The organism is Streptomyces sp. NBC_00727, assembly GCF_045161745.1.
Taxonomy (GTDB): Bacteria; Actinomycetota; Actinomycetes; order Streptomycetales; family Streptomycetaceae; genus Streptomyces.
In genome coordinates, this window is sequence record NZ_CP108981.1 from 2,803,341 (window position 1) to 2,826,774 (window position 23,434).

24 protein-coding genes and 1 pseudogene are annotated in these 23,434 nt (G+C 71.5%); 9 read left to right on the plus strand and 16 right to left on the minus strand.

Translation table 11 applies throughout. The features are described 5' to 3' along the window. Window positions 1-10: 10 nt before the first annotated feature. The 4 genes from OG242_RS12480 to OG242_RS12495 all read right to left on the minus strand — a co-directional run bounded on the left by OG242_RS12480 (window position 11) and on the right by OG242_RS12495 (window position 3,865). A complete protein-coding gene (locus tag OG242_RS12480; RefSeq protein ID WP_405901587.1) occupies window positions 11-1,171 on the minus strand; it encodes a serine hydrolase domain-containing protein in 1,161 nt (386 codons plus the stop codon). Between the two features lie 66 nt (window positions 1,172-1,237). Continuing rightward, window positions 1,238-2,011 carry an energy-coupling factor ABC transporter ATP-binding protein gene (locus tag OG242_RS12485; protein ID WP_018104173.1) on the minus strand — a complete coding sequence of 258 codons (774 nt, stop codon included), beginning with the start codon at window positions 2,009-2,011 and terminating at the stop codon, window positions 1,238-1,240. Then, window positions 2,008-2,769 carry a cobalt ECF transporter T component CbiQ gene (gene cbiQ, locus OG242_RS12490; RefSeq protein ID WP_405898229.1) on the minus strand — a complete coding sequence of 254 codons (762 nt, stop codon included), beginning with the start codon at window positions 2,767-2,769 and terminating at the stop codon, window positions 2,008-2,010. The genes OG242_RS12485 and cbiQ overlap by 4 nt, the downstream gene beginning before the upstream one ends. A 1-nt stretch (window position 2,770) precedes the next feature. Beyond that, on the minus strand, window positions 2,771-3,865 hold the full coding sequence (locus OG242_RS12495; protein ID WP_405898230.1) for an energy-coupling factor ABC transporter permease: 1,095 nt from the start codon (window positions 3,863-3,865) through the stop codon (window positions 2,771-2,773). A 199-nt stretch (window positions 3,866-4,064) separates the two neighbouring features. Here OG242_RS12495 and OG242_RS12500 point away from each other — a divergent pair, with 199 nt between their 5' ends. Then, window positions 4,065-4,418 (plus strand): SsgA family sporulation/cell division regulator, encoded by a 354-nt coding sequence (locus OG242_RS12500; protein WP_405898231.1) that lies wholly within the window; start codon window positions 4,065-4,067, stop codon window positions 4,416-4,418. Window positions 4,419-4,543: 125 nt separating this feature from the next. Here OG242_RS12500 and OG242_RS12505 read toward each other — a convergent pair whose 3' ends face one another. Next, window positions 4,544-6,772 carry an MMPL family transporter gene (locus OG242_RS12505; RefSeq protein ID WP_405898232.1) on the minus strand — a complete coding sequence of 743 codons (2,229 nt, stop codon included), beginning with the start codon at window positions 6,770-6,772 and terminating at the stop codon, window positions 4,544-4,546. A gap of 123 nt (window positions 6,773-6,895) precedes the next feature. Further along, complete coding sequence (locus OG242_RS12510) at window positions 6,896-7,468, minus strand: TetR/AcrR family transcriptional regulator (protein WP_405898233.1); 573 nt, start codon at window positions 7,466-7,468, stop codon at window positions 6,896-6,898. Window positions 7,469-7,662: 194 nt separating this feature from the next. Between OG242_RS12510 and OG242_RS12515 the strand changes: the two genes are divergently transcribed. Both OG242_RS12515 and OG242_RS12520 read left to right on the plus strand, forming a co-directional pair. Then, complete coding sequence (locus OG242_RS12515; RefSeq protein WP_405898234.1) at window positions 7,663-10,947, plus strand: S41 family peptidase; 3,285 nt, start codon at window positions 7,663-7,665, stop codon at window positions 10,945-10,947. A 244-nt stretch (window positions 10,948-11,191) separates the two neighbouring features. Further along, on the plus strand, window positions 11,192-12,466 hold the full coding sequence (locus OG242_RS12520; protein ID WP_405898235.1) for a DUF1266 domain-containing protein: 1,275 nt from the start codon (window positions 11,192-11,194) through the stop codon (window positions 12,464-12,466). Window positions 12,467-12,533: 67 nt separating this feature from the next. On the opposite strand, the gene OG242_RS12525 is transcribed toward OG242_RS12520, so the two are convergent. From OG242_RS12525 to OG242_RS12540, 4 genes and pseudogenes are all read right to left on the minus strand, one after another. Then, the gene (locus OG242_RS12525; protein ID WP_405898236.1) at window positions 12,534-13,127 is read right to left on the minus strand and encodes a DinB family protein; all 594 of its coding nucleotides are present in this window, start codon (window positions 13,125-13,127) and stop codon (window positions 12,534-12,536) included. A 142-nt stretch (window positions 13,128-13,269) separates the two neighbouring features. After that, window positions 13,270-13,506 carry a helix-turn-helix domain-containing protein gene (locus tag OG242_RS12530; protein ID WP_405898237.1) on the minus strand — a complete coding sequence of 79 codons (237 nt, stop codon included), beginning with the start codon at window positions 13,504-13,506 and terminating at the stop codon, window positions 13,270-13,272. Between the two features lie 13 nt (window positions 13,507-13,519). After that, window positions 13,520-13,858, minus strand: a complete 339-nt coding sequence (locus OG242_RS12535) for a helix-turn-helix domain-containing protein (RefSeq protein WP_405898238.1) — start codon at window positions 13,856-13,858, stop codon at window positions 13,520-13,522. After that, window positions 13,855-14,082: pseudogene (locus OG242_RS12540) on the minus strand (type II toxin-antitoxin system RelE/ParE family toxin); the annotation flags it as partial. The pseudogene OG242_RS12540 and the gene OG242_RS12535, both read right to left, overlap by 4 nt. Window positions 14,083-14,259: 177 nt before the next feature. Here OG242_RS12540 and OG242_RS12545 point away from each other — a divergent pair. The 3 genes from OG242_RS12545 (at window position 14,260) to OG242_RS12555 (ending at window position 16,330) form a co-directional block, all read left to right on the plus strand. After that, window positions 14,260-15,042 carry a polysaccharide deacetylase family protein gene (locus OG242_RS12545; RefSeq protein ID WP_405898239.1) on the plus strand — a complete coding sequence of 261 codons (783 nt, stop codon included), beginning with the start codon at window positions 14,260-14,262 and terminating at the stop codon, window positions 15,040-15,042. A gap of 76 nt (window positions 15,043-15,118) precedes the next feature. Further along, complete coding sequence (locus OG242_RS12550; RefSeq protein WP_405898240.1) at window positions 15,119-15,727, plus strand: dihydrofolate reductase family protein; 609 nt, start codon at window positions 15,119-15,121, stop codon at window positions 15,725-15,727. Window positions 15,728-15,757: 30 nt separating this feature from the next. Further along, entirely contained in the window at window positions 15,758-16,330 is a 573-nt protein-coding gene (locus OG242_RS12555) for a dihydrofolate reductase family protein (RefSeq protein ID WP_405898241.1), read from the plus strand. Window positions 16,331-16,348: 18 nt separating this feature from the next. Here the strand turns inward: OG242_RS12555 and OG242_RS12560 are convergent, their stop codons facing one another. Together OG242_RS12560 and OG242_RS12565 are read right to left on the minus strand one after the other, a co-directional pair. After that, complete coding sequence (locus tag OG242_RS12560) at window positions 16,349-16,774, minus strand: ATP-binding protein (protein WP_405898242.1); 426 nt, start codon at window positions 16,772-16,774, stop codon at window positions 16,349-16,351. Then, entirely contained in the window at window positions 16,771-16,980 is a 210-nt protein-coding gene (locus OG242_RS12565; RefSeq protein ID WP_405898243.1) for a hypothetical protein, read from the minus strand. Before OG242_RS12565 ends, OG242_RS12560 begins: the two co-directional genes overlap by 4 nt. A gap of 96 nt (window positions 16,981-17,076) precedes the next feature. Here OG242_RS12565 and OG242_RS12570 point away from each other — a divergent pair, with 96 nt between their 5' ends. From OG242_RS12570 to OG242_RS12580, 3 genes are all read left to right on the plus strand, one after another. Continuing rightward, window positions 17,077-17,940, plus strand: a complete 864-nt coding sequence (locus OG242_RS12570; RefSeq protein ID WP_405898244.1) for a Scr1 family TA system antitoxin-like transcriptional regulator — start codon at window positions 17,077-17,079, stop codon at window positions 17,938-17,940. Then, window positions 17,921-18,124 carry a DUF397 domain-containing protein gene (locus OG242_RS12575; RefSeq protein ID WP_405898245.1) on the plus strand — a complete coding sequence of 68 codons (204 nt, stop codon included), beginning with the start codon at window positions 17,921-17,923 and terminating at the stop codon, window positions 18,122-18,124. Before OG242_RS12570 ends, OG242_RS12575 begins: the two co-directional genes overlap by 20 nt. 670 nt (window positions 18,125-18,794) lie before the next feature. Then, window positions 18,795-19,511, plus strand: a complete 717-nt coding sequence (locus tag OG242_RS12580) for a ricin-type beta-trefoil lectin domain protein (protein WP_405898246.1) — start codon at window positions 18,795-18,797, stop codon at window positions 19,509-19,511. Between the two features lie 104 nt (window positions 19,512-19,615). On the opposite strand, the gene OG242_RS12585 is transcribed toward OG242_RS12580, so the two are convergent. Genes OG242_RS12585 through OG242_RS12600 form a run of 4 tightly spaced genes read right to left on the minus strand, consistent with a single transcriptional unit; the run spans window position 19,616 to window position 23,299 of the window. Then, window positions 19,616-19,909 (minus strand): hypothetical protein, encoded by a 294-nt coding sequence (locus OG242_RS12585; RefSeq protein ID WP_405898247.1) that lies wholly within the window; start codon window positions 19,907-19,909, stop codon window positions 19,616-19,618. After that, window positions 19,906-20,799 carry an SDR family oxidoreductase gene (locus OG242_RS12590; protein ID WP_405898248.1) on the minus strand — a complete coding sequence of 298 codons (894 nt, stop codon included), beginning with the start codon at window positions 20,797-20,799 and terminating at the stop codon, window positions 19,906-19,908. The genes OG242_RS12585 and OG242_RS12590 overlap by 4 nt, the downstream gene beginning before the upstream one ends. Continuing rightward, complete coding sequence (locus OG242_RS12595; protein ID WP_405898249.1) at window positions 20,796-21,776, minus strand: alpha/beta fold hydrolase; 981 nt, start codon at window positions 21,774-21,776, stop codon at window positions 20,796-20,798. Before OG242_RS12595 ends, OG242_RS12590 begins: the two co-directional genes overlap by 4 nt. Next, window positions 21,773-23,299, minus strand: a complete 1,527-nt coding sequence (locus OG242_RS12600) for a flavin-containing monooxygenase (RefSeq protein WP_405898250.1) — start codon at window positions 23,297-23,299, stop codon at window positions 21,773-21,775. Before OG242_RS12600 ends, OG242_RS12595 begins: the two co-directional genes overlap by 4 nt. Window positions 23,300-23,434: the final 135 nt, after the last annotated feature.

Below are 23,434 nucleotides of genomic sequence, written 5' to 3' on the forward strand. Positions count from 1 at the left end.
CACACAGCAGTCACAGCACCGACCGTACCGCCCGCACCAGGGCCTGGGCCCGGGGGTCGGCCGTGACTCCCTTCTGGAGGCCGTTCGTCACGTACCCGAAGGCGATCCCGGACTCGGGGTCCGCGAAGCCCAGCGAGCCGCCCCGGCCCGGGTGGCCGAAGGAGCCGGGCGCGAGCAGCGGGCTCGCGGGTCCGTGGAGCATGTAGCCCAGCCCGAAACGGGTGTTGACGACGAGGACCTGGTCCGGGCCCGCCGACTCCTCGGTGCGGGCGAGGGTCAGGGTGGCCGGGGCGAACAGCCGGTGGCCGTCGACCGGGCCGATCATCGCGGCGTAGCAGCGGGCCAGGCCGCGCGCGGTCGCGGTGCCGTTGGACGCGGGGAGTTCGGCCGCCCGGTAGCCGGGGTCGTTCTCGTCGGGCAGCGGGTCGATCGCGCCGAACGCCCGCCGGGTCAGCGATTCCGGGTCGCGGTAGGCGTCGACGACCGACCGCTTCGGGCGCATCCGCAGCGCCCCGGTGTTCTCGGTGGCCGGCGGCTCGACGGGCCCGATCCGGCCGACCCGGTGGGCCTCGTCGTCGGGGATGCCGAACCAGAAGTCGAGGCCGAGCGGGCGGGCGATCTCCTCGGCGACCCAGCGGCCGACGGTGCGCCCGGTGACGCGCCGCACGAGTTCGCCGATGAGCCAGCTGTAGGTCTGCGCGTGGTAGCCGTGCGCGGTGCCGGGCTCCCAGGCCGGGCGCTGGGCGGCGACGGCGTGCGCCCCGCTCACCCCGTCGGCGGCCTCCTCGGGGGTCAGCGGTTGGTCCAGGGCCGGGACGCCGGCCCGGTGGGCGAGGAGGTGGCGGACGAGGACGCGTTCCTTGCCGTTCGCCTTGAACTCCGGCCAGTACGTGCCGACCGGGGCGTGCAGGTCGATCTGCCCGCGCTGGTGCAGCAGCAGGGGGACGGCGGCGGCGATGCCCTTGCCCGCGGAGCGGACGACCTGGACGGTGTCGACGGCCCAGGGTTCGCGGCCGTCCACGTCCCTGGTGCCGGCCCACAGGTCGACCACCTTGCGCCCGTGCCGGTAGACGGTGACCGCCGCTCCCCGGTCCCCGCGCTGTTCGAAGTTACGGACGAAGGCGTCCCGGACCGCTTCGAATCCGGGCGCCGCCGTGCCGCGTACGTCCACCCCTGCTGCCGCACTCCCGCTCATCCCCCCATGGTGCACGGCACCGCAGGTGGGAGGTGGGCCGGGTCACCCTGAATTCACCGTCACGGAACGCGGGTCGAAGCCGAAGGGGAGTTCCAGGCGGTGGGCGCGCATCAGGGGCTCGTCGCACAGGAGGTCCTGGGTGCGGTCGTCGGCGGCGATGACGCCTTCGCTGAGGATCACCGCGCGGCCGCACAGTTCGAGCGCGTACGGCAGGTCGTGCGTGACCATCAGGACGGTGACGTCCAGGGAGCGCAGGATGTCGGCGAGTTCGCGCCGGGACGCCGGGTCCAGGTTGGAGGAGGGCTCGTCCAGGACGAGGATCTCGGGCCGCATGGCGAGGACCGTGGCGACGGCGACGCGGCGGCGCTGCCCGAAGGAGAGGTGGTGCGGGGGCCGGCCGGCGTACTCCTCCATGCCGACCTGTTTCAGCGCCTCCATGACCCGCTCCTCCAGCTCCGCGCCGCGCAGTCCCCCGGCGGCGGGCCCGAAGGCGACGTCCTCGCGGACGGTGGGCATGAAGAGCTGGTCGTCGGGGTCCTGGAAGACGATGCCGACGCGGCGGCGGATCTCGGCCATGTTCCGCTTGTCGACCGGCATCCCGGCCACGCGCACCGACCCGGCGCCCGCCTCCAGGATGCCGTTGAGGTGGAGGACCAGCGTCGTCTTGCCGGCGCCGTTCGGGCCGAGCAGCGCGACGCGTTCGCCGCGCCCGACGGTCAGGTCGACGCCGAAGAGCGCCTGGTGGCCGTCGGGGTACGCGTACGCGAGGCCGCTGACCTCCAGGGAGGGCGGTACGGGGGCGGGGTCGGTGCTCATGCGGTCCATCCCACCAGACACACGGCGAGGGCGAGCAGCGGGAGGGCGGAGGCGTACGCCCACTGGGTGCGCGAGGCGGTCGTCTCGTCGATGACGGGCATGGAGCCCCGGTAGCCCCGGCTGACCATCGCGAGGTGGACGCGCTCGCCGCGCTCGTAGGAGCGGATGAACAGGGCCCCGGCCGACTTGGCGAGGACGCCCCAGTGCCGTATCCCGCTCGCCTCGAAGCCGCGCGAGCGGCGGGCGATGGACATGCGGCGCATCTCGTCGGTGATCACGTCGCCGTACCGGATCATGAAGGACGCGATCTGGACGAGCAGCGGCGGGAGCTTGAGGCGCTGGAGGCCGAGCAGCAGGGAGCGCAGTTCGGTGGTGGAGGCGAGGAGCACGGAGGCGGCGACGCCGAGGGTGCCCTTGGCCAGCACGTTCCAGGCGCCCCAGAGGCCGGGGACGCTGACGGAGAGGCCGAGGACGTGGGTCTGCTCGCCGGGCACGACGAACGGCATGAGCAGGGCGAACGCGACGAACGGCACCTCGATCAGCAGCCTCTTCAGCAGGAAGCCGGCCGGGATGCGGGCGAGCGCGGTGACGCCCGCGATGAGCAGCGCGTAGAGCCCGAAGGCCCAGACGGCCTCGCGCGGGGTGGAGACGACGACCACGACGAAGCAGAAGACGGCGGCGAGCTTGCAGTGCGGCGGCAGGTCGTGCACCGGTGAGTGCCCGTGCCGGTAGAGCTTGTGCGCGTGGCCGGCGCCCATGTCAGACCTTCTCCTCGGTGCGGCTGTCGGCCTCGCCCTGCGTACGCCGTCGGCGGGAGACCACGTAGAAGGCGCCGCTGCCCGCGACGAGGGTGGCGCCGACGCCGATCACCCCGGCGAGGCCGCCGGAGAGCCGGGCGTTGGAGACGTCCTTGACGCCGTAGTCGGCGAGCGGGGAGTCCTTGGCGGCGTGCTCCTTGGCCTCCCTGTCGATGCCCTTGTCGGTGGCGACCTTCTCCAGGCCGTCCGGGTTGGCGGAGGCGTAGAAGGAGACGAAACCGGCCAGTACGAGGGCGGTGACCAGGCCGGTGACCCACAGGCCGCGGGTGGGGCGGTGTGCGGCGGGGGCGGGCTCGCGCTCGGGCGCCGGGGCGTCGACCAGCTCGCCGTCGACGCGGAGCTTCAGCGGGGCGGTGAGGCCGCGGGCGCCGTGGACCAGGTCGGGGCGGACGGCGACGACGGCGCCGACGGTGAGCGCGGTGATCAGGGCCTCGCCGATGCCGATGAGGACGTGGACGCCGACCATGGCGGTGAAGACCTTGCCGATCGGGATGTCCGTGGTCCCGCCGATCCAGTACATCAGCGTGAACGCGCAGGCGGCGGCCGGTACGGAGACGAGAGCGGCGACGAACGAGGCGGCGGTCACGGAGCGCCGGGTGCGCGGCAGCACGCCGAGCAGGCCGCGGAAGAGGGCGTACGCGACGACGGTGGTGACGACGCCCATGTCGAGGACGTTGACGCCGAGCGCGGTGAGGCCGCCGTCGGCGAAGAGGATGCCCTGCATCAGCAGGACGACGGATATGCAGAGCACGCCCGTATACGGCCCGACGAGTATCGCGGCCAGCGCTCCGCCGAGCAGATGGCCGCTGGTGCCGGCCGCGACGGGGAAGTTCAGCATCTGCACGGCGAAGATGAAGGCGGCCACGAGCCCGGCCAGCGGCGCAGTGCGCTCTCCCCCATTCTCGGCTCCGCTCGAACGGGAGGTGCCCCCCAGCTCGCGGCGGGCCCCCTTGAGGCTGACGGCCACGGCACCGGCGGCGACGACGCCCGCGACGGCGGAAACAGGTGGGTTGATGAATCCGTCGGGTACATGCATGGGGGAGGCTCCGCTTCCTGCGTTCTCGCGTTGCTGCGCCGGGTGCGCGGGGTCGTGAACCTCTCAATGATAGGACCTTGTTGCGAAGCACTCGCAAGAGCGCGTCCGCCACAACTGCATAGGGCTTCCCTAGTGCCCTTTACGTAAAATATGGGACATTAGATAACAAAGTTGCAGAATCAGGATGGAGAGTCGGCCCATGTCCCCCGTGATCCATGACCATGCCCGAGCCCGGCTCGTCACCGACGCCCGTGACCTCCCCGTCGTCCCCGTCGAGCTGCGGTTCGACAGCGCGGACACGCCCGCCACCGTCCGCGTCGCCTATCCCGGGGGCACCGAGTGGGCCGTCGAGCGCGAACTGCTGGAACGCGGCCTGCGCCACCCGGTCGAGCAGGACGGCTGGCGCATATGGCCGTGCGGCCGGGTCCAGGTGATCGTGGAGCGGCACGACGCGGCCGGCGTCGACGTGGTGCAGTTCGACTGCGCCCCGCTGGTCCGCTTCCTGCGCCGTACGCATCACGAGGTGCCGAAGCCGGAGACCACCCCCGCCTGAGATGACGAGAGCCCCCGTGCGACCGTGCACGGGGGCTCTCGTCGCCCCGGCCCCCCGTCCCCACAGGTAACCCGGGCTCCCGGGGCCGCGCTCCGCTCAGACGCGGCCCCGGAGTCAAGTCCGCGTCAGACGCGGATCAGTTCGCGCTCGCCGCCTGACTCCGGGCCGCCGTCACCGGCGGCGGGCTCGTCCAGCTCCTTGCGCAGGCCCTCGCCCTCGACGTCCACGTTGGGCAGCGCACGGTCCAGCCAGCGCGGCAGCCACCAGGCGCGCTTGCCGAGCAGCGCCAGGACGGCGGGCACGATCGCCATGCGGACGACGAACGCGTCGAAGAAGACGGCGATCGCGAGCGAGAAGCCGATCATCTTGATCATCTGCTCGCTGGAGCCGATGAACCCGGAGAACACCGCGATCATGATCACGGCGGCGGCCGTGACGACCCGCGCCCCGTGCTTGAAGCCGGTGACGATGGCCTGGCCGGGCTTCTCGCCGTGGACGTACGCCTCACGCATCCGGGTGACGAGGAAGACCTCGTAGTCCATCGCGAGGCCGAAGACCACGCCCACCATGAAGATCGGCATCATCGACATGATCGGACCGGTCTGCTCCACTCCGAAGAGCGAGCCGAGCCAGCCCCACTGGAAGACCGCGACGACCGCGCCCAGGGCCGCGACGACCGAGAGCAGGAAGCCGAGCGCCGCCTTCAGCGGCACCAGCACCGACCGGAAGACCACCATCAGCAGCAGGAAGGCGAGGCCGACCACGAGCGCCAGGTAGGGCAGCAGCGCGTCGTTCATCTTCTGCGAGAAGTCGATGTTCATCGCGGTGGAGCCGGTGACCAGCACCTCGGCGCCGGTGTCGGACTTGATGTCCTTGCCCGCGTCGCGGATCGCGTGGACCACGTTCTCCGTCTCGACGGAGCTGGGGCGGTCCTTCGGGACGACGGTGATCATCGCCGCGTCGCCGGCCTTGTTGAACTTCGCCGGGGTGACGGCGACGACGCCCTTGATGCCGGAGATCTCGTCGCCGACCTGCTTGGCCGCTGCCTTGCCGTCGGAGCTGTTCTCCGTGTCGACGACGACGAGCAGCGGCCCGTTGAAGCCGGGGCCGAAGCCGTCCGAGAGCAGGTCGTAGGCGCGGCGCTGGGTGGTGCTGGTGGGCTGGGAGCCGTCGTCCGGCAGGCCCATCTCCAGCGACGCGGCCGGTACGGCGATGGCGCCGAGGCCCAGGACGCCGACGAGCAGCACCCAGACCGGCTTGCGCAGCACGAACCGGGCCCAGCGGGTGCCCATGTTCGGCTTCGCCTCGGGCTTGTTCTCCGCCTCGGCGGCCTTGCGCGCCTTGCGCCCCATGATCCGCTTGCCCACGAAGCCCAGCATGGCCGGGACGAGGGTGAGGGCGATGAGGACGGCGATGGCGACCGTGCCGGCCGCGGCGAAGCCCATCTTGGAGAGCATCGGGATGTTGACGACGGCCAGGCCGACGAGGGCGATGACCACGGTGAGCCCGGCGAAGACGACCGCGGACCCGGCCGTGCCGACCGCCCGGCCCGCCGCCTCCTCGCGTTCCCGGCCCTCGGCCAGCTCGGCGCGGTAGCGGGAGACGATGAACAGCGCGTAGTCGATGCCGACGGCGAGGCCGATCATCATCGCGAGCGTGGAGGTGGTGGAGCCCAGGTCGAGCACGTTGGCCAGGGCGGTGATCGACGAGACGCCGATGCCGACCCCGATCAGGGCGGTGAGCAGTGGCAGCCCGGCGGCGATGAGCGAGCCGAAGGTGATGACGAGCACCACGGCGGCCAGCGCGATGCCGATGACCTCGGTGGCGCCGGTCTCCGGCATCACCTGGAGCGCGTCACCGCCGATCTCGACGGTCATCCCGCTCTTCTGGGCGTGGGTGCCCGCGTCCTCCAGCGCGTCCCGGGTGGCGTCGGTCAGCTCCATCGAGTTGACCTTGTACGACACCGAGATGTACGCGGTGGAGCCGTTCTTGGAGACGGCGTCGCCGGTGTACGGGTCGGTGACCGAGGCGATCTGGCCGGAGCCTTCCTTCAGCTCCCGGGTGATCTTGTTGACCTCGGCCTTGTTGGCCGCGTCCGTCATCTTCTCGTGCTCGGGGGCCTTGAAGACGATGCGCGCGGTGGCGCCGTCGGCACTGGACGACGGGAAGCGCTGTTCCAGCAGGTCGAAGGCCTTCTGGGCCTCCGTACCCGGGATGGAGAAGGAGCTGGAGGTGGCGGTGGCTGCGGAGGCCGCGCCGAATCCGGCGAGCGCCAGCAGTGCCACCCAGATCAGGGCGACATAGCGGCGGCGCCGGAAGGCGAGCCGTCCGAGCTTGTAGAGGAATGTGGCCACGGGGGCTTACTCCCGGTCAGGTCGTTGAGTGGAAAAGGGCGTGAGGAACCAGCCCGACGACGAGAGCGGCGTGTCAGGTGGGGCTTGGGGAGGGGGCCGTACGAAAAGCGCGGGGACCCGAGGTCAGACGCCGAGAGCGGGGAGGATCACGGAGTCGACGTAGTCGAGGAGGAATGCCTGGTCGACGGGGCGGTCCTCGACCAGCTGCCGGGCGGCGACGGCGCCGATCAGCATGTGCGGTACGTATCCGAGCGCCGGGTTGTCCGGGCTCACCTCTCCCCGGTCCACGGCCCGTCGCAGCAGCGTGTCGAGACCGGTCATCTCCGGTTCGACGAGCAGTTCGCGCAGGGCCTGGAGGAGGTCGGGGTTGTTGTGGACGGCATGGCTCAGACCCCGCATCAGCGCGGCGTCCTTCTCCATCTGACAGTCGTCACTGCGGCTGAGCACGGCATGGAAGTCACCGCGCAGCGAGCCGGTGTCGACGTCGCCGAGGGTGCCGGGTTTGTTGTGCCGCAGGGCCGTGACGACGAGCGCCGGCTTGCTCCCCCACTGGCGGTAGAGGGTGGCCTTGCTGGAATGCGTACGCGCGGCGACGGCGTCCATCGTGAGGGCGTCGTAGCCGACCTCACGGAGCAGGTCGAGCACGGCGGCGTACAGCTCGCTCTCACGCTCGGGCGTGAGCCGTGTGCGTGCCATGGTTCGACCTCCTGTTCCCGTGGGCCCGGCCTGCCGCGCGTAAGCTGCGCATAAGCAAATCGAACGAAACTGTTTCGTACAGCAGAACGGTACCCCGACCACCTAGCGAAACGAAACAGTTTCGCTTGTGTCCCGCACCACAGAGCCGGGCCCTCTGAGTTGCCGGGCCCCCTCCGCGCGGAAAGCATTGGGGGGTGAGTGACGACGTCTCGTATCTCCGGTTCCCGCACCTCCACGAGGATCTGCTCTGCTTCGCGGCCGAGGACGACCTCTGGGTCGCCCCGCTCGCCGCCGAGGGGGAGCGCCCCGGCCGGGCCTGGCGGGCCACCGTCGACCGCACCAGAGTCGGCCATCCGCGGTTCTCGCCCGACGGGACCCGGATCGCGTACACGTCCTGGCGCAGCCTCGACCCCGAGATCCACCTCGCCCCGGTCGCCGGCGGCCCGTCCCGCCGGCTCACCCACTGGGGCTCCACCGACACCCGGGTCTGCGGCTGGACGCCCGACCCCGGCGACGCGGCGCAGATCCTCGCCGTCTCCTCGCACAACCAGCCGTTCTCCTACTTCTCCTGGGCCTACAGCGTCCCCACCGACGGCAGCCCCGGCGGCAAGCTCCCCTGGGGCCCGGTCTCCGACATCGCGGTCGCCGACACCGACGGCGAGCGCCGCACCCTGCTGCTCACCGGCACCCCGCCGCACGAACCGGCCGCCTGGAAGCGCTACCGGGGCGGGGCCACGGGCCGGCTGTGGCTGCACGGCGAGCGGCTGCTGCCGGACATCGGCGGGCACCTCGACACCCCGATGTTCGTCGGCGGCCGGATCGCGTTCCTCTCCGACCACGAGGGCGTCGGCAACCTCTACTCCTGCCGCCCCGACGGCACCGACCTGCGCCGCCACACCGACCACGACGCGTTCTACGCCCGGCACGCGGCGAGCGACGGGCGCCGGGTCGTCTACCAGTGCGCGGGCGAGCTGTGGCTCGTGGACGACCTGGAGACGCCCGACGCCGTGCCCCGCAAGCTGGAGGTCCGGCTCGGCGGCCCCCGCGCCGGCCGCCGTACGTACCAGGTCCCGGCGTCGAGCCACGTCGACGCGGTGTCCGTGGACGAGACCGGCCGGGCGAGCGCCGTGTCGGTACGCGGCAGCCTGTACTGGCTCACGCACCGCGACGGGCCCGCACGCACCATCTCGGACACCCCGGGGGTACGGCTGCGGCTGCCGGAGATGCTGGGCAGCGGGGGCCAGGTCGCGTACGTCACCGACGCGGAGGGCGAGGACGCGATCGAGATCGCCCCGCTGCCGCGCGCCAGCGGCGACCGCCCGACCCGCCGCCTCGCCTCGGGCCAGATCGGCCGGGTCCAGGAGCTGGTCGCCGACCCGGACGGCGAACGCCTCGCCATCGCCTCGCACGACGGCCGCCTGCTGCTCCTGGACACCGACGAGGAGACGTCCACCGGCGAGCCGGCCGAGCTGATCCGGTCCGTCAACGGTCCCGTCCGCGACCTGGCGTTCTCCCCCGACGGCGCCTGGCTGACCTGGTCGCACCCGGGCATCGGCCGCTCGTTGCGCAAGATCAAGCTGGCCCGGATCGCCGGCCCCGGCGAGCCCGCCGTCGTGGACGTCACCAACGGCCGCTTCGAGGACGAGAGCCCGGTCTTCACGGGCGACGGCCGCTATCTGGCGTTCCTGTCCTGGCGCGGCTTCGACCCCGTGTACGACGTCCACACCGGCGACCTGTCCTTCCCGCTCGGCTGCCGCCCCTACCTGGTGCCGCTCTCCTCGGCGACCCCGTCCCCCTTCGCCCTGCTCCCCGACGGGCGGCCCGCCGCGGGCGGCCTGGACCCGGTCGACACGGCCGAGGCGGGGATGACGGAGGGGTCCACGGTCACCGTCGAGTTCGAGGGCCTGCAGAGCCGGGTCACCCCGTTCCCGGTCTCCGCGTCCAAGTACTCCGCGCTGGCGCCCGTGTCCGGCGGCGGTCTGGTGTGGCTGCGCTGGCCGATCTCCGGGGCGCTCGGCGAGACCTTCGCCAACCCGTCGGACATGTCGGGCCGGCCGACCCTGGAGCACTTCAGCATCGCCAAGGCGAAGAAGACCGAACTCGTCGGCCACCTCGACTGGTTCCAGGTCAGCGGCGACGCCTCCCGGCTGGTCGTCATGGACGACGGCGAACTGCGCGCGGTCCCCGCCACGGAGCCCGGCGACAACGACTCCACGGTCTACCTCGACCTGCGCCGCATCCTGCACGAGGTGGACCCGGCGGCGGAATGGCGGGGCGCGTACGACGAGGCGGGCCGCATCATCCGCTCCTACTTCTGGGAGCCGGACATGTGCGGCATCGACTGGCCCGCGGTCCTGGACCAGTACCGCCCCCTCGTCGAACGCGTCGCGACCCCCGACGAGTTCGCGGACCTGCTGCGCGAGGTGGTGGGCGAGCTGGGCACCTCGCACGCGTACGTGTCGCCCGCGCGCCGCAACGAGGGCCCGCCGCACTACCAGCGCGCGATCGGCCTCCTCGGCGCCAACTTCGCCTGCCGGGACGGCGACTGGACCCTGCTGCGCATCCTCCCCGGCGACTCGTCGGACTCCAAGGCCCGCTCCCCGCTGGCCGGTACGGGCATCCGCGAGGGCGCGGTGCTGACCCATGTCGACGGCCGCCCGGTCGACCCGGTCACCGGCCCCTACCCCCTGCTGACGGCGGCGGGCGGCACCACGGTCGAGCTGACGTTCCGCCCGGCGGAGGGCGAGGGCCGCCCGCGCCGCATCGCGATCGTCCCCCTCATCGACGAACGCCCCCTGCGCTACCAGGACTGGGTCGCCAAGCGACGCGAGGTGGTCCGGGAACTGAGCGGTGGCCGGTGCGGCTACCTCCACATCCCCGACATGGGCGGCTCCGGCTGGGCCCAGTTCAACCGGGACCTGCGCATGGAGGTCTCCCGCCCCGCCCTGATCGTGGACGTACGCGGCAACGCCGGCGGCCACATCAGCGAGCTGGTCGTGGAGAAGCTCACCCGCACGATCCTGGGCTGGGACCTGACCCGCAACGCCCAGCCCGTCTCGTACGCCTCCAACGCCCCCCGGGGCCCCGTGGTCGCCCTGGCCGACGAGGCGACCTCCTCCGACGGCGACATGATCACGGCCGCGTTCCGCCTGCTGAAGCTGGGCCCGGTCGTCGGCCAGCGCACCTGGGGCGGCGTCGTCGGCATGACCGGCCGCCACCGCCTCGGCGACGGCACGGTGATCACGGTCCCGATGAACGCCGCCTGGTTCGACACGTACGGCTGGTCCGTCGAGAACCACGGCGTCGAACCGGACCTGGAGGCGCTGCGCACCCCACTGGACTGGGCGGAGGGCCGCTACGCGGTCTTGGACGACGCGGTCCGCACCGCCCTGGACCTCCTGGCGGCCCACCCCCCGGCGACCCCGCCGACGTACGACACGGCCCCGGACCTGAGGAGGCCACCGCTGCCGCCGAGGTAGGCGGGAGGCTGTGGGGCTCTGCTCAAGGTGACGTACGAAGGGCCAGCTGCCGTTCCAGCCGGCTGCGGAGACGGGCCGACGCCCCGCACCAGCAGCCGAGTTCACGCACCTGCACCGCCGCGAGTTCGGGCCGCCCCGAGGCGGACCGGGAGGTGCGGGCGCTGCGCAAGCGGGGCCGCTGAACCCGGTCCGCGGGTTCGGCCCGGCGCCCGCGGCCGACCGACCGCCCCTTAAGGTTTCCCCCATGAGTTCGACAGTGGGTGACGGGGGAGGAGCTCTGTCCGGTCCGACGGCTCCGGCACAGGGCTGGCAGGCGCCGAGCGCGGTCGAGAGGGGGCTGTACGAGGCGAAGGCGCGCGGCGACTGGCCCGCGTACTACGACGTCGTCGCCCGGGCGGACCTGTACATGATGCAGTCGCGGGCGTACGTCGACGCGAACCCGGAGAACACCCGCTTCCACCCCTACTGGAACCCGCAGACCCGGTCCATGTGCCTGGCCGTCTACACCGGCGGCATGCTGCCGCCGCCCGTCGCCGACCCGGTCTACAACTGCTACGACCTGGGCTGGTTCGCGGAGACCTGGGAGCAGAACGACCCGCCCTACCTCGTCGTCAACCCAGGCAGCCCGTGCGAGGGCGTCCTGCCGGCGGGGCCGGAGGGCCGCGCCCTGTGGCAGCACCACTCGGCATCCGTCGAAGAGCCCGGACTGGCCCGGGACGCCGTGCACACCCTGGAGACGGGCGGGCCGCGGAGCGGGGCCGTCGCCTTTGGGCTCGCGGTCGGCGCGCACATCAACGTGCGCAACGGGCAGTACTGGAACGCGATGGCCTACCACGGTTCCGGCTACCGCATCGAGAAGAACACGCTGGAACGCTGGTGGAGCGTCACCACCCGTGAGCAGTGGCAGAGAATGCAGGAACTGCTGCTGAGCGCCGGAATGGTCAGCGACGTCTGGGAGTTCGTCCTGCAACTGCGCCGGACCATGGCCCTGGACTTCGCGGGCCCCGTCGACGTCGAGCACTGGCGCGAGGCCGCCGCGAAGGTGGTGCGCCGGCGCATCGAGGCCGCCACCGAACCCCGCCTGACCCCGGACGGCGTCACCCAGGGCCACACCGTCACCCCCGTGGAGCTGGAGGGCCAAGTGACCGGCGTGCAGCGGCTGATCGGCCGCATCGCCCGTTACGAGGCGCGGTTCCGCGCCGACGGCTTGTTGCCGGAAAGGGGCTTCGTCCAGAGCGTCGAGGCATGGGACTACGGCCGGGCCTCCGGCATGGCCCGCTGGGGCCTCGCCGCCCGCCTGTGCTCCCTCCAGGAGGCGGAGGCGGCCGTGGTCCGCGCCGGCCGCCTCGTCCAGCTCAACTACCGCTCGTGGGAGGCCTTCTCGGCCGCCTACATCCTCGGCCGCTGCCTCCATTTCGACGAGGAGGAGTTCGGCGAGTGGTACGAAACCGCCCTGGCGACCCACCGCGCCCTGACCACGGACCCGGCCAGCCCCTGGCTCACGCTCCCCTGGGCCTGAGGCCGCGGGCTGCCCAGCGAGCAGGCCAGCCGGATGCCGCCGAACCTGCGCGCCGGGCCGCGTCGCCCTACGCGCCTTCGGCGGCCAGGGGCGCCGCCCTCGCCGCCCGTTCCACCGTCGTCCGGTGCGCCTCCCAGAACGCCTCGTCCTCCTGCGGGGTGCCGAACGCGGCCGACGTCCCCGTCGCGTGGTCGAGCTGTTCGCGGAGGATGTCGGCGTGGCCGGCGTGCCGGGCGGTCTCACCGTGCATGTGGACCAAGATGTCGAACAGCGTCACCTCGGGCCGCCGCCACCACTCCACCCGGCCCGGCGCGTCGAGGGCGAGCGCCGCGATCGTCGCGTCCGAGTGCGCCCACACCCGGCGGTAGCGGCCGGTGATCTCCTCCCGTGTCTCGTCCTCGGCCGCCCACATCTCCGGCCCGCCGGGTTCGTTGTCCTGCCAGCGGGGAAGCGGCTCGGGGAACGGCCGCCCGAAAACCTCCCCGAAGTACCGGGCGTCCCAGAACGACAGGTGCTTGACCAGACCCAGCAGGTTGGTCCCGGTCCAGGTCAGCGGCCGCCGGATGTCGTACTCGTCGAGCCCGTCGAGCTTCCAGACGACCACCTCGCGCACGGTCCGCAGGTTCTTGTTGAGTCGCTCTTTCGCGTAATCGTCGATCATGCGAGACGACTCTGCCAGCCCGGGCGCGGGATGGGGACGGGTGAACGGATTGAACGTTCGGAACTGCCGTACCCGCGCGCTGCCGTGCCGACCCACCCGCTTCCGGGCTCCCCCGTTCGGCGCCGGTCTCCCGGCTTCCGTGTCAAGCAGCCTTGCCGTGCGATGTGAGGCTGATGGTCAGATCGGCGCCCAAGGCGTCGGCCAGTCGGCCCAGCAGTGGAAGGGTGGGCATCGTGCCGCCGGCTTCGAAGCGCGAGATCTGCGGCTGTTTCATCCCGCATCGCTCCGCCACCTCAGCCTGGGACAGCCCGAGTTCGATTCGCCGGTCGCGGACGAGCCGTCCCAGCTCACGGGCGAGCGCCGTGGAGGCTTCATGCACGGTTCCTCCCGTATCAGGCGGCCGGGGTGACGATCGTGACTGTGGGCTCGTCCCCAGGGGCAAGGTGCATGTCGACTGTGAGGTCCAGGGCCCGGGCCAAACGCATGATGACGGCGATGGGGGGCAGCTCGGTCGCAGTCTCGATGCCTTCGATCTCGTCGGTGGTGGTGTGCATGCGTTCGGCCAGGTCGGCCTCGCTCAGGCCGAGTTGCTTGCGCCGGTCGTAGACAGCCTTGCCCAGAGTCATGGCAAGGCCGGCTTCCTCGTAAACGCGGTCGTACTCGGGGTCGGCGTCAAGGCGTTCGCCGCTCATCCGGCGGTGACGCCGGGTCCTCCATTCACTGTGGTTCATCGGTTCTCCCCGAAGTCGCGGCTGTAACGGTCGTGCTCGCCGGCTGCCTTGTGCTCGGCTTCGCAAAGCCGTTGAGCGGCGTGGGCACGTTGCACTTCTGCTTGCTCGCGCATCTTGGTCTTGCGAAACACGGTCAACAGCACAACGCGCCGGTCGGGTGCCAGCCAGTAGGTGATGCGCTGGTGGACATCACCCAGGCGGAAGCGCAGCTCACGCAGCTTGCCTGAGCGCGAGGCCACCTTCACCCCGCCCGGACGGCCCCGTTTGTCGCCGGTCTCCCGCAGATTTGTCCGCGCTCCGTAACAGAGGCATCCTCAGGGGCCCCTTCCTCTGTCCTGCTGGGAGCAGTGCAGGCACGGTACGGGTAACACAGCGGTGGCGGACAAAGGGGCGGGGCGGACATGGCGAAGCACAGGGAGAGAACGTGGCACAGCCGGCTCATCGCGGCGGCTCTCGGGGTCACGGCGCTGGCCGCGGCCACCTCGGTGTGGACCGCGCAGGCCGGCACCACCGACGGGGAGCGGCCGGCGGCCGTCGCGTCGCCGTCCGCCTCGCACCATGACCGGCCCGTGACCGAGAAGGTCGCGGAGGACATCGCCCACGCGTCGGACAAGGGCCCCAAGGGCGTCAACATCACCATCGACGACGGCCCGGACCCCACCTGGACGCCCCAGGTGCTCCAACTCCTGAAGGAGAACGGCGTCAAGGCCACGTTCTGCATGGTCGGCACGCAGGCCCAGGCGTACCCCGACCTGGTCAAGGACGTCGTGGCGGCCGGTCACCGCCTGTGCAACCACACCGTCTCGCACGACGTCACCATGGACAAGAAGTCCGAGGCCTACCAGGCCAAGGAGATCCTCGACGCCGAGCGGATGATCACCAAGGCGTCGGGCGGCGTCCACCCGCAGTACTACCGCGCCCCCGGCGGCGCGTTCACCCCGTACAGCCGGAAGCTCGCCGCCTCGCACGGGATGCGGCCGCTGGGCTGGAACGTCGACACGAAGGACTTCGAGCACCCCGGCGTGGACACCATCGTCGCCACAGTCAAGAGCGAGATCGCCAACGGCCCGACCGTCCTCTTCCACGACGCGGGCGGCGACCGATCCCAGACCCTGGCCGCACTCGGCCAGGTCCTGCCGTGGCTGAGGGAGCAGGGGTACGCGTACGGCTTCCCGGTGCGGTGAGTCCGGCGGCGGACACCCCCGCCGATGAGTTTCCGGCGCTCCCGACGTCTACCCCTTGACGGAAGGAGCGCACCCCATGCGCAAGATCATCGTTTCCACGTTCCTGACCCTCGACGGCGTCATGCAGGCCCCCGGCGGCCCCGACGAGGACGCCGAGAGCGGCTTCGCGCACGGCGGCTGGCAGAAGCCGACGTCCGACGACGAGGTGGGTGAGGCGATCGGCGGCTGGTACGAGGACACCGACGCGATGCTCCTCGGCCGCAAGACGTACGACATCTTCTCCTCGTACTGGCCGACCGCCGACCCGGCCAACCCGTTCACCGAGCGGATGAACGGCATGCGGAAGTACGTCGCCTCCCGCACCCTGACCTCCCTCGACTGGCAGAACTCCGAGCTCCTGACCGGCGACACCGCCGAAGCCGTACGCCGCCTGAAGGCGACCGAGGGCCGCAACATCAACGTCGTCGGCAGCGGCGACCTCGCCCAGACCCTGATGCGCAACGACCTGGTCGACGAGTACCGCCTCACGATCCACCCGGTGATCATCGGCACCGGCAAGCGCCTCTTCGCCGACGGCACGGTCCCCACCGCCCTGGAGCCGGTCAGCGTCTCGACGACGAAGAGCGGCACGGTCCTGGCGGTCTATCGCACGACGGGCAAGCCGACGTACGACAGCTACCAGTAGCCCCCCACCCCCACCGCGAGGACGTCACCCATGCGCACGCTCATCACCACCGCCTTCGTCTCCCTCGACGGCGTTGTCGAGGCCCCCGGCGGCGAACCCGGCTACCGCAACTCCGGCTGGACCTTCAAGGACATCGACTTCCTGCCCGAGGCGTACGAGATCAAGGGCCGGGAACAGGAGGAGGCCGGGGCGCTCCTGATGGGGCGCGCCAGCTACGAGGCGTTCAGCCCCGTCTGGCCCGGCATGGCGGAGTTCGCCGGCTACAAGGCGATGCCCAAGTACGTCGTCTCCAGCACGCTCACCGAGGACGCCCTCGTGGCCGACTGGGGCGAGACCCACATCCTGAGGTCCATCGACGACGTCGCCGCCCTCAAGCAGACCGACGGCGCCCCGATCATCGTCCACGGCAGCGCCGCCCTCAACCGCGCCCTTTCCGACGCGGACCTCATCGACCGCTACCACCTCCTCGTCTTCCCGCTCCTCCTCGGCGCCGGCAAGCGCCTGTTCAGCGGCACGGACAAGGACACCCAGAACCTGAAGCTCGTCGAGCACAAGGCGTTCCCGAACGGCATCCAGAAGAACGTCTTCGACGTGGTCCGCTGAGCCGAGTCGGCGGGCGCGTCACCCCCGCCACCCGCCGGTGGTCATTGCGCCCGCCCCCGCCCGGGTCCTGGGCGCCCGCAGCTCGCACCACACCGTCTTGCGGTACGGGCCCTGCTCCACGCCCCAGCGCAGGGCCACCGCGTCGATCAGCAGCAGCCCGCGCCCCGACGTCCCCTCCGGCCCGGCCTCCCGGAGCACCGGCCACACCGTCGGCGCCGGGTCGCTCAGTGCCACCCGTACGCGTCCCGAGGGCGTCGCGGTCACCCGTAACGACACCGGCGTGCGCTCCCCCACATGCGTGATCACGTTCGCCAGCAACTCGCCGACGCACAGGACGAGATCGTTCGCGTCGTCCCCCGCGAACCGTGCCCGCAGTATCTGCCGCACCTCCGGCACCGCCTGCGGCACGGCCAGGAACTCCCACGTCAACGGCAGCCCGCTCATCCCCCGGCCGCCCTCTGCAACACCTCGGCCAGCCGGCGCGCGGTCTCCGTGTTGCAGTTACCGAGCGCGACCAGCGGCGGCCGGCTCGTCCACCCTGCGAGCGTCAGCGGGTCAACTCCCAGTGACGGCAGCGTGATGCCGTTCGCCTTGAGCGCCGCGCGCAATGCGTCGATCTCCGGGCCGATGTCGTACGGGGCGTGGTCCATGAGGGCCGTCCACCTTTCGGTTGCTAGCTGTGACGAACACCTCACACGCTGCCGCATGGGCCTCTACCGTGGAAGCCAATTCCGCTCCACAGAGCGATGTGTGAAAGGCGGTCGGCGGTGGCCAAGGAGATCGACGGTTCGGCGGGGGTGCCGCAGTTCTACGGGAAGGAGCTGCGGTACCAGAGGGAGGCGGCGGGCCTGACCCTGGAGAAGCTGCTGGACGGCAGCTTCTACGGGGTCGGCATGCTGAGCGCGGTCGAGCACGGAGATCGCCGCATGCCGCGACAGCTCGCGCAGCACGTGGACCAGAAACTGGGCACGGACTTTTTCACCCGGCGTTGCGAAGAGGTCCGGGAGGCCCGGAGCAAGGGGCACGCCGCGTTCTTCGTGGGCATCGCGGAGGCAGAGGTTCGCGCCCGGACCATCAACCAGTGGTCGGGCACCCTGCTCCCCGGGCTCCTGCAAACCCCGGCCTATGCGCGAGCCGTCATCCAAGCGACGCACCCTCTGGACACTCCGGAGGAGGTGCAGGCCAAGATCGACGCTCGTCAGGAGCGGGCCAAGCTGTTCGCCGACCCGAAGAAGCCCGAGTACTGGGTAGTTCTGCACGAGTCAGTGATTCGTCATCCGCTGCTCGAACCAGCGGATATGGCAAAGCAGTTGGACCGCATCGCCGCCATGGTGCGCAGCCGCCGAGTCGTTCTACAGATCCTTCCGTGGAACGCGGCCACCCGGCCCATCAGCGAGATGCCGCTGTTGCTCCTGGACTTCGATGACGAGCCGCCGTTGCTCTACACCGAGGGCGCCTATCACGGGCAGACCATCGATGATCCTGGGCTCGTTAAGCAGTACCGCAACACATACGATCGCCTCAGGGCCGCCGCGCTGCCGCCAGAGGTGTCCCTCGCCCTGCTCGAAAAGGCGGCTGAGGAGCTCCGGCATGGCCAGCACCACCCTTGATCTCAGCACCACGCGCTGGCGCAAGAGCAGCTACAGCAACGGCTCCGGCGGCGACTGCCTCGAAGTCGCCGACGGCCACCCCGGTCTCGTCCCCGTCCGGGACTCGAAGCGACCCAACGGGCCCGCGCTCCTCCTCAACGCCGCCGCCTGGGCCCCGTTCATCGAGGCCGTCAAGGCCGTCTGACGCAACACCCTGGCAGTACGGCCGGCGCGCTCTTCCGGGGGGGCCGGGCACGGTCGAGGCATGAACGGCTCACCGCGCACCGGCCCCCGGCAACTCATGGCGCTCCCCGGCGTGTTCGCCTTCCTTTATCGGGTCATGCGGCGATTGGATGGGGATTGATCCACCGCATCCCTCCTCACGCGCCCCGAAGGCCCCCGTCCGCTGGGACGGGACCTGCGCCATCGGTGCCGCGTGCCGCGTGCCGCGTCAGGGGGAGGTGAGCACCGTTGGTCGTCCCTTCGTGCCCGAACGGCACTCGGGGCTCGGCCTCATTTCCAAGGAGCACAACCGAATGCCAGAGCTGCCGAAGCGAAACGTCAGCAGGCCCGTCAGCTCACGGCCGGCCCAGCCCCTTCGGGGCAACGACGCGTCGAAGCTCGATTCCGCCCGTGCCGCGCTCGCTCGCGCCATCGCGGCACAGCAGGCCGAGACCGCGGAGAACGCCGAGAACGAGGCGGGGCGGAGCACACCGGCGCAGGGCCTCACGGGGCCCGGCCCGGCGGGGGCTTCCGCGGAGTCGGCTCGCGAGATACCGGCTCATGAGATATCGGCTCATGAGATGTCACCGGCCGCTGCCCGGCGTCGACGGGCGTTCCCGCGGTGGGCGTGGGTGTCGGCTGCGGTCGTCGGTGTGGCAGCCGTTGCTGTCGTCACGGGCGTGGCCGTTACGGCCGGCGGGGGCTCCGACAGCTCCAGCAGCCGGGCCGATGCGCCCGCCGAAGGTTCCGTACGGCCAGAAGATGACGTCGAGGCGGCGGGGGAACAGGCGCCGCTGCCGGGAGTTCCGACGGCGGGGCGGACGGCGTCCCCCTCCGCCACCCCGTCCGCCACCGCCTCCTCGTCGGCGTCGGGCAAGAAGTCCCGGAGCACGCCCGGTCCGGGCGGGAGCACCGCCTCCAAGGGGTCCGGCCCGTCGTCGGGCACGGACGGCTCCGGAAGGGACAGTGCCGCGAAACCGGGCAGCGGCAGCGGCAGTGATTCGCCCGAGGTCCACGGCTTTCCGCTGGCCGTCGAGGCATCGGGCAAGTGCCTGACCGCCGCGGGCTCGGGTTCGCAGCTTGTGGCATCCGTCTGCGACGGTTCGTCCGGCCAGTCCTGGACTCCCGGTTCCGACGGCAGTCTGCGGCTAGGAGGGCAGTGCGTGACCGTCACGGGGACCGAGGACCGCACTCCGGTCGTCCTGGCGGGCTGCACCGGGTCCTCCGCCCAGCGCATCGGCCTTTCCGGTGGGACGCTGGTGTCCGCGTCCACCGGAAAGTGCCTGGATCTCTTCGGCGGCGCGAGCGGGTCCCAGATCGTGCTCTGGGAATGCAACGGCCGTGACAACCAGCACTGGAGTGCCGCCTGACCGCCACCGCCCTGCGCGGCGTACCGCGGTAGGGGGCGCCCGGCAGCAGAAGGGGCGCGCCCCGTAGTGATCCGGGGCGCGCCCTTCAGTGCGTCAGGCAACCGTCAACGGTCGAAGCGCTCACGCATGTCGTCCGCCGTGTCCTGGGCCTTGTCACGGCCCTGCCGCGTCGCGTCCTGGGCGCGGTCACGGCCCTGCTGGGACGCGTTCTTGGCCCGGTCGCGGCCCTTCGACTGCGGCTCGTCCTCGTTCCGCGCCTGGCCGGCGAGGTCCTTGGCCTTGTCCTTGAACTGGTCGGCGATGCCCATGCTGTTCACTCCTATGTGGTGCGTGGGGGTCGGCCCCGGTGGGGCCTCGACCAGATTCACACGGCCCGCCACGCTCCGCATGTCGATCATTCACGCTGCGTACGCGCGGCACGTTCCTGCTGGTCAGCCACGCCTCCCGCGCCCACGAGGCCCCTGCTCCTGCCCTCCATGCGCGGCCCGAAGCGGCGCATCTCGCGCTGGCCGACGACGCCGATGAGGGTCGGCAGGTAGCCGCGTACGGACTGCATGCCGCGCAGCCACCACTGGGCGTAGACGTGGGCGGAGCGGCGCTCGATGCCGGCGACGATGCGGTCGACGGCGGGGCCGAGGGGGTACGTACGGTTCGTGGGCCACGGGAGGCGCTGGCGGAGGTCGCGCATGACGTCGTCCTCGTCGGCGCCGCGGACCATGTCGGTGTCGGTCCAGGAGAGGTAGCCGACGCCCACCTTGACGCCCCGGTAGCCGACTTCGGCGCGGAGGCTGTGCGCGAAGGCCTCGACGCCGGACTTGGAGGCGCAGTAGGCGCTCATCATCGGGGCCGGAGTCATCGCGGCGAGGGACGCGATCTGGAGGAAGTAGCCGCGGCTCTCCATGAGGACGGGCAGGAACGCGCGGGCGGTCACCGCGCCCCCGATGAGGTTGACCTCGATGACCCGGCGCCAGGCGACGGGGTCGGAGTCGACGAGGGGGCCGCCGGTGGCGACGCCCGCGTTGGCGACGACGATGTCGACCTTGCCGAAGCGGGCCTTGACGTCCTGGGCGACGCGGGCCATGGCCTCGTGGTCGGTGACGTCGGCGTGCCAGTGGTCGCTCTCGCCGTGGAGGCGGGCGGAGACCTTCTTCAGCTCGTCGGGTTCGAGGCCGACGAGGGCGAGGATCGCGCCGCGGGCGGAGAGCTTGCGGGCGAGCAGTTCACCGACGCCGCGGGCGGCGCCGGTGACGACGACGACCTGTCCTTCGAGACTTCCCCTGCCGCTCATGCGACCTCCTCCTTGCCCTCGGCGTTGTCCTCGACCTGTCCGACGTCCGTCGGGCCCGCTGTGTTCCGGTCCGGGACGACCGGCAGGTAGGTGGTCACCAGTTCGCGTATCTTCGCGGTGACCACCTCCGGCGCCTCCACCGGGGTCATGTGCCCCATGCCCGTCAGTTCGGTGAGCCCCAGGCAGTCCGGCAGCGCCGCCGCTATGGCGCGGGCGTGGACGGGCGGCGTGAGCCGGTCCTCCGTACCCGCGATGACGGCGGTGGGCACCCGCAACTCCCGTACGCCCGCGTCGAGGTCGAGCTCCGCGAGGACGTGGCCCCAGGCGACGCGCGGCACTCGGGGACAGTCGTGCACGATACGGGCGCAGGTGTCGACCTTGTCCGGGGCCGAACCGGCGCCCATCGTCCCGTACTTCAGTATCCGCCGCGACACCGGTGTGACCGGGCCGAGCGGGGCGCGGGCGCCGAGTACGGCACGGGTGAGCCGGGTGCGTACGGCTCCGGCGCGCATCGGCACGACCAGCGACTCGGCGAGGAGCCGGGAGCTGCCGGTGCTGCAGAGCAGGACGGCGGCGGTGTGCTCGCGCAGCCCCGGGCGGCGGGAGGCGGACATGATGGTCATGCCGCCCATGGAGTGCCCGGCGAGGACGGCCTTCTCGCCGGGGGCGAGGGTCGCGGCGAGGACCGCTTCGAGGTCGTCGGCGAGGGCGTCCGTGGTGTAGCCGTCGCGGTGCGCGGCGGGTGAGGTTCCGTGGCCGCGCTGGTCGTAGGCGATGACGCGGTGGTCGACGGCGAGGTCCCGTATCTGGGCGTCCCAGAAGCTGGTGTTGCAGGTCCATCCGTGGGAGAGGACGACGGCGGGCGCGCCCTCCTGGCCGTGGATCTCGACGTGTATCCGGGAGCCGTCGGCGGAGACGGCGAGGAGTTCGCGGGCCGGGACGGGCCGGCGGCCGGCGACGGGCAGTGGGCGGCTCATCGGACGGCCTCCTCGGAGAGGGTCTCGCCCGAGGTGCGCTGGGCCGGGAGGGCCGGGCGCAGGACCTGGTACTCGGAGACGTCGACGGTCCGGGTGGCCTTGCGGAACTCGGCGGTGGTGCCGGGCCAGACGGTGGTGTTGCGGCCGTTGGCGTCGAGGTACCAGCTGTTGCAGCCGCCGGTGTTCCAGACGGTGCGCTTCATGCGCTCCTGGACGCGGCGGTTCCAGGCGCCGACGGCGGAGGGGCGGGCGTCGAGGGCGACCTTGCCGCCGAGGACGTTCAACTGCCGCAGGTAGTCGGCCATGTAGTTCAGCTGGGACTCGATCATGAGGATCATCGAGGAGTTCCCGAGGCCGGTGTTGGGGCCGATGATGGTCATCCAGTTCGGGAAGCCGGCCGCGCTGGCGCCGCGCAGCGCCTGCATGCCGTCCTTCCAGGACTCGGTGAGCGTGATCCCGTCGGCGCCGACGACGCGTTCGGCGATCGGCATGTCGGTGACGTGGAAGCCGGTGCCGAAGATGATCGCGTCGACCTCGGTCTCCGTACCGTCCGACGCGACGAGGGTGGAGCCGCGGACCTCGGCGAGGCCGGAGGCGACGACGTCGACATTGGGCTGGGCGAGGGCGGGGTAGTACGTACTCGACAGCAGGATGCGCTTGCAGCCGATGCGGTACGAGGGGGTCAGCTTGGCGCGCAGGGCGGGGTCCTTGATGGCGCGGGCCATGTTGGACTTGGCTATCCGCTCGACCAGGCCGAGCTGGTCGGGGTGCTTGGTGAAGGCGCTGACCTGCAACTCCCGGATGCCCCAGAGGAGTCCGCGGCGGGCGGTGCCGGTGGCGGGCAGGGCGCGGTGCAGCCATCGCTCGGCGCCGCTGATCTGCCGGTCCATGCGGGGCATGACCCAGGGCGGGGTGCGCTGGAAGAGGGTGAGCTTGCCGGCCTTCGGCTGGATCGCGGGCACGATCTGAATGGCGGAGGCGCCGGTGCCGATCATCGCGACGCGCTTGCCGGTGAGGTCGGCGTCGTGGTCCCAGCGGGCGGAGTGGAAGACCTTGCCGGGGAAGTCGGCGAGCCCCGGGATGTCGGGCGTCTTCGGGTCGGAGAGCGGCCCGGTCGCGGAGACGACGACGTCCGCGACGACGGTCGTCCCGTTGGCGCCGTCGATGACCCAGTGCAGCTCGTCGTTGTCCCAGCGCATCTGCGTCACCTCGTGGTCGAGGCGCAGGTGCGGGCGGAGCCCGAAGGTGTCGGCGACGTGCTCCAGGTAGGCGCGGATGTGCTCCTGCCCGGAGAAGGTGCGCGGCCACTCGGGGTTGGGGGCGAACGAGAAGGAGTACAGGTGGGACGGTACGTCGCAGGCGCAGCCCGGGTAGCTGTTGTCGCGCCAGGTGCCGCCGACGGAACCGGCGCGCTCCAGGATCACGAAATCGGTGATGCCTTCGCGTCGCAGCCGGACCGCGGCCCCGAGGCCCCCGAATCCGGATCCGATCACCGCCACGCGTACATGCTCGTGCTGGGCCATGCTGCCGCCTCCCGCGGTACGTCACACGACTCTGCCAGCAATCACTGGCATTGTTGGGAGGGTAGAGCAGCGGAGTACCGATGGGTAGGGGGCCGGCGGGGGAAAGTTACCGGCGGTACAACTTGCGGCTCCGGC

Excerpts from the sequence above, each read along its gene's own strand:
- OG242_RS12555 (WP_405898241.1), top strand. The coding sequence starts at position 15,758 with ATGCGCACGCTCATCACCACCGCCTTCGTCTCCCTCGACGGCGTTGTC.
- OG242_RS12560 (WP_405898242.1), bottom strand. The coding sequence starts at position 16,774 with ATGAGCGGGCTGCCGTTGACGTGGGAGTTCCTGGCCGTGCCGCAGGCG.
- OG242_RS12570 (WP_405898244.1), top strand. The coding sequence starts at position 17,077 with ATGTGTGAAAGGCGGTCGGCGGTGGCCAAGGAGATCGACGGTTCGGCG.
- OG242_RS12500 (WP_405898231.1), top strand. The coding sequence starts at position 4,065 with ATGTCCCCCGTGATCCATGACCATGCCCGAGCCCGGCTCGTCACCGAC.
- cbiQ (WP_405898229.1), bottom strand. The coding sequence starts at position 2,769 with ATGGGCGCCGGCCACGCGCACAAGCTCTACCGGCACGGGCACTCACCG.
- OG242_RS12590 (WP_405898248.1), bottom strand. The coding sequence starts at position 20,799 with ATGAGCGGCAGGGGAAGTCTCGAAGGACAGGTCGTCGTCGTCACCGGC.
- OG242_RS12565 (WP_405898243.1), bottom strand. The coding sequence starts at position 16,980 with ATGGACCACGCCCCGTACGACATCGGCCCGGAGATCGACGCATTGCGC.
- OG242_RS12575 (WP_405898245.1), top strand. The coding sequence starts at position 17,921 with ATGGCCAGCACCACCCTTGATCTCAGCACCACGCGCTGGCGCAAGAGC.
- OG242_RS12520 (WP_405898235.1), top strand. The coding sequence starts at position 11,192 with ATGAGTTCGACAGTGGGTGACGGGGGAGGAGCTCTGTCCGGTCCGACG.
- OG242_RS12510 (WP_405898233.1), bottom strand. The coding sequence starts at position 7,468 with ATGGCACGCACACGGCTCACGCCCGAGCGTGAGAGCGAGCTGTACGCC.
- OG242_RS12595 (WP_405898249.1), bottom strand. The coding sequence starts at position 21,776 with ATGAGCCGCCCACTGCCCGTCGCCGGCCGCCGGCCCGTCCCGGCCCGC.
- OG242_RS12485 (WP_018104173.1), bottom strand. The coding sequence starts at position 2,011 with ATGAGCACCGACCCCGCCCCCGTACCGCCCTCCCTGGAGGTCAGCGGC.
- OG242_RS12600 (WP_405898250.1), bottom strand. The coding sequence starts at position 23,299 with ATGGCCCAGCACGAGCATGTACGCGTGGCGGTGATCGGATCCGGATTC.
- OG242_RS12525 (WP_405898236.1), bottom strand. The coding sequence starts at position 13,127 with ATGATCGACGATTACGCGAAAGAGCGACTCAACAAGAACCTGCGGACC.
- OG242_RS12545 (WP_405898239.1), top strand. The coding sequence starts at position 14,260 with ATGGCGAAGCACAGGGAGAGAACGTGGCACAGCCGGCTCATCGCGGCG.
- OG242_RS12585 (WP_405898247.1), bottom strand. The coding sequence starts at position 19,909 with ATGATCGACATGCGGAGCGTGGCGGGCCGTGTGAATCTGGTCGAGGCC.
- OG242_RS12495 (WP_405898230.1), bottom strand. The coding sequence starts at position 3,865 with ATGCATGTACCCGACGGATTCATCAACCCACCTGTTTCCGCCGTCGCG.
- OG242_RS12535 (WP_405898238.1), bottom strand. The coding sequence starts at position 13,858 with ATGAACCACAGTGAATGGAGGACCCGGCGTCACCGCCGGATGAGCGGC.
- OG242_RS12550 (WP_405898240.1), top strand. The coding sequence starts at position 15,119 with ATGCGCAAGATCATCGTTTCCACGTTCCTGACCCTCGACGGCGTCATG.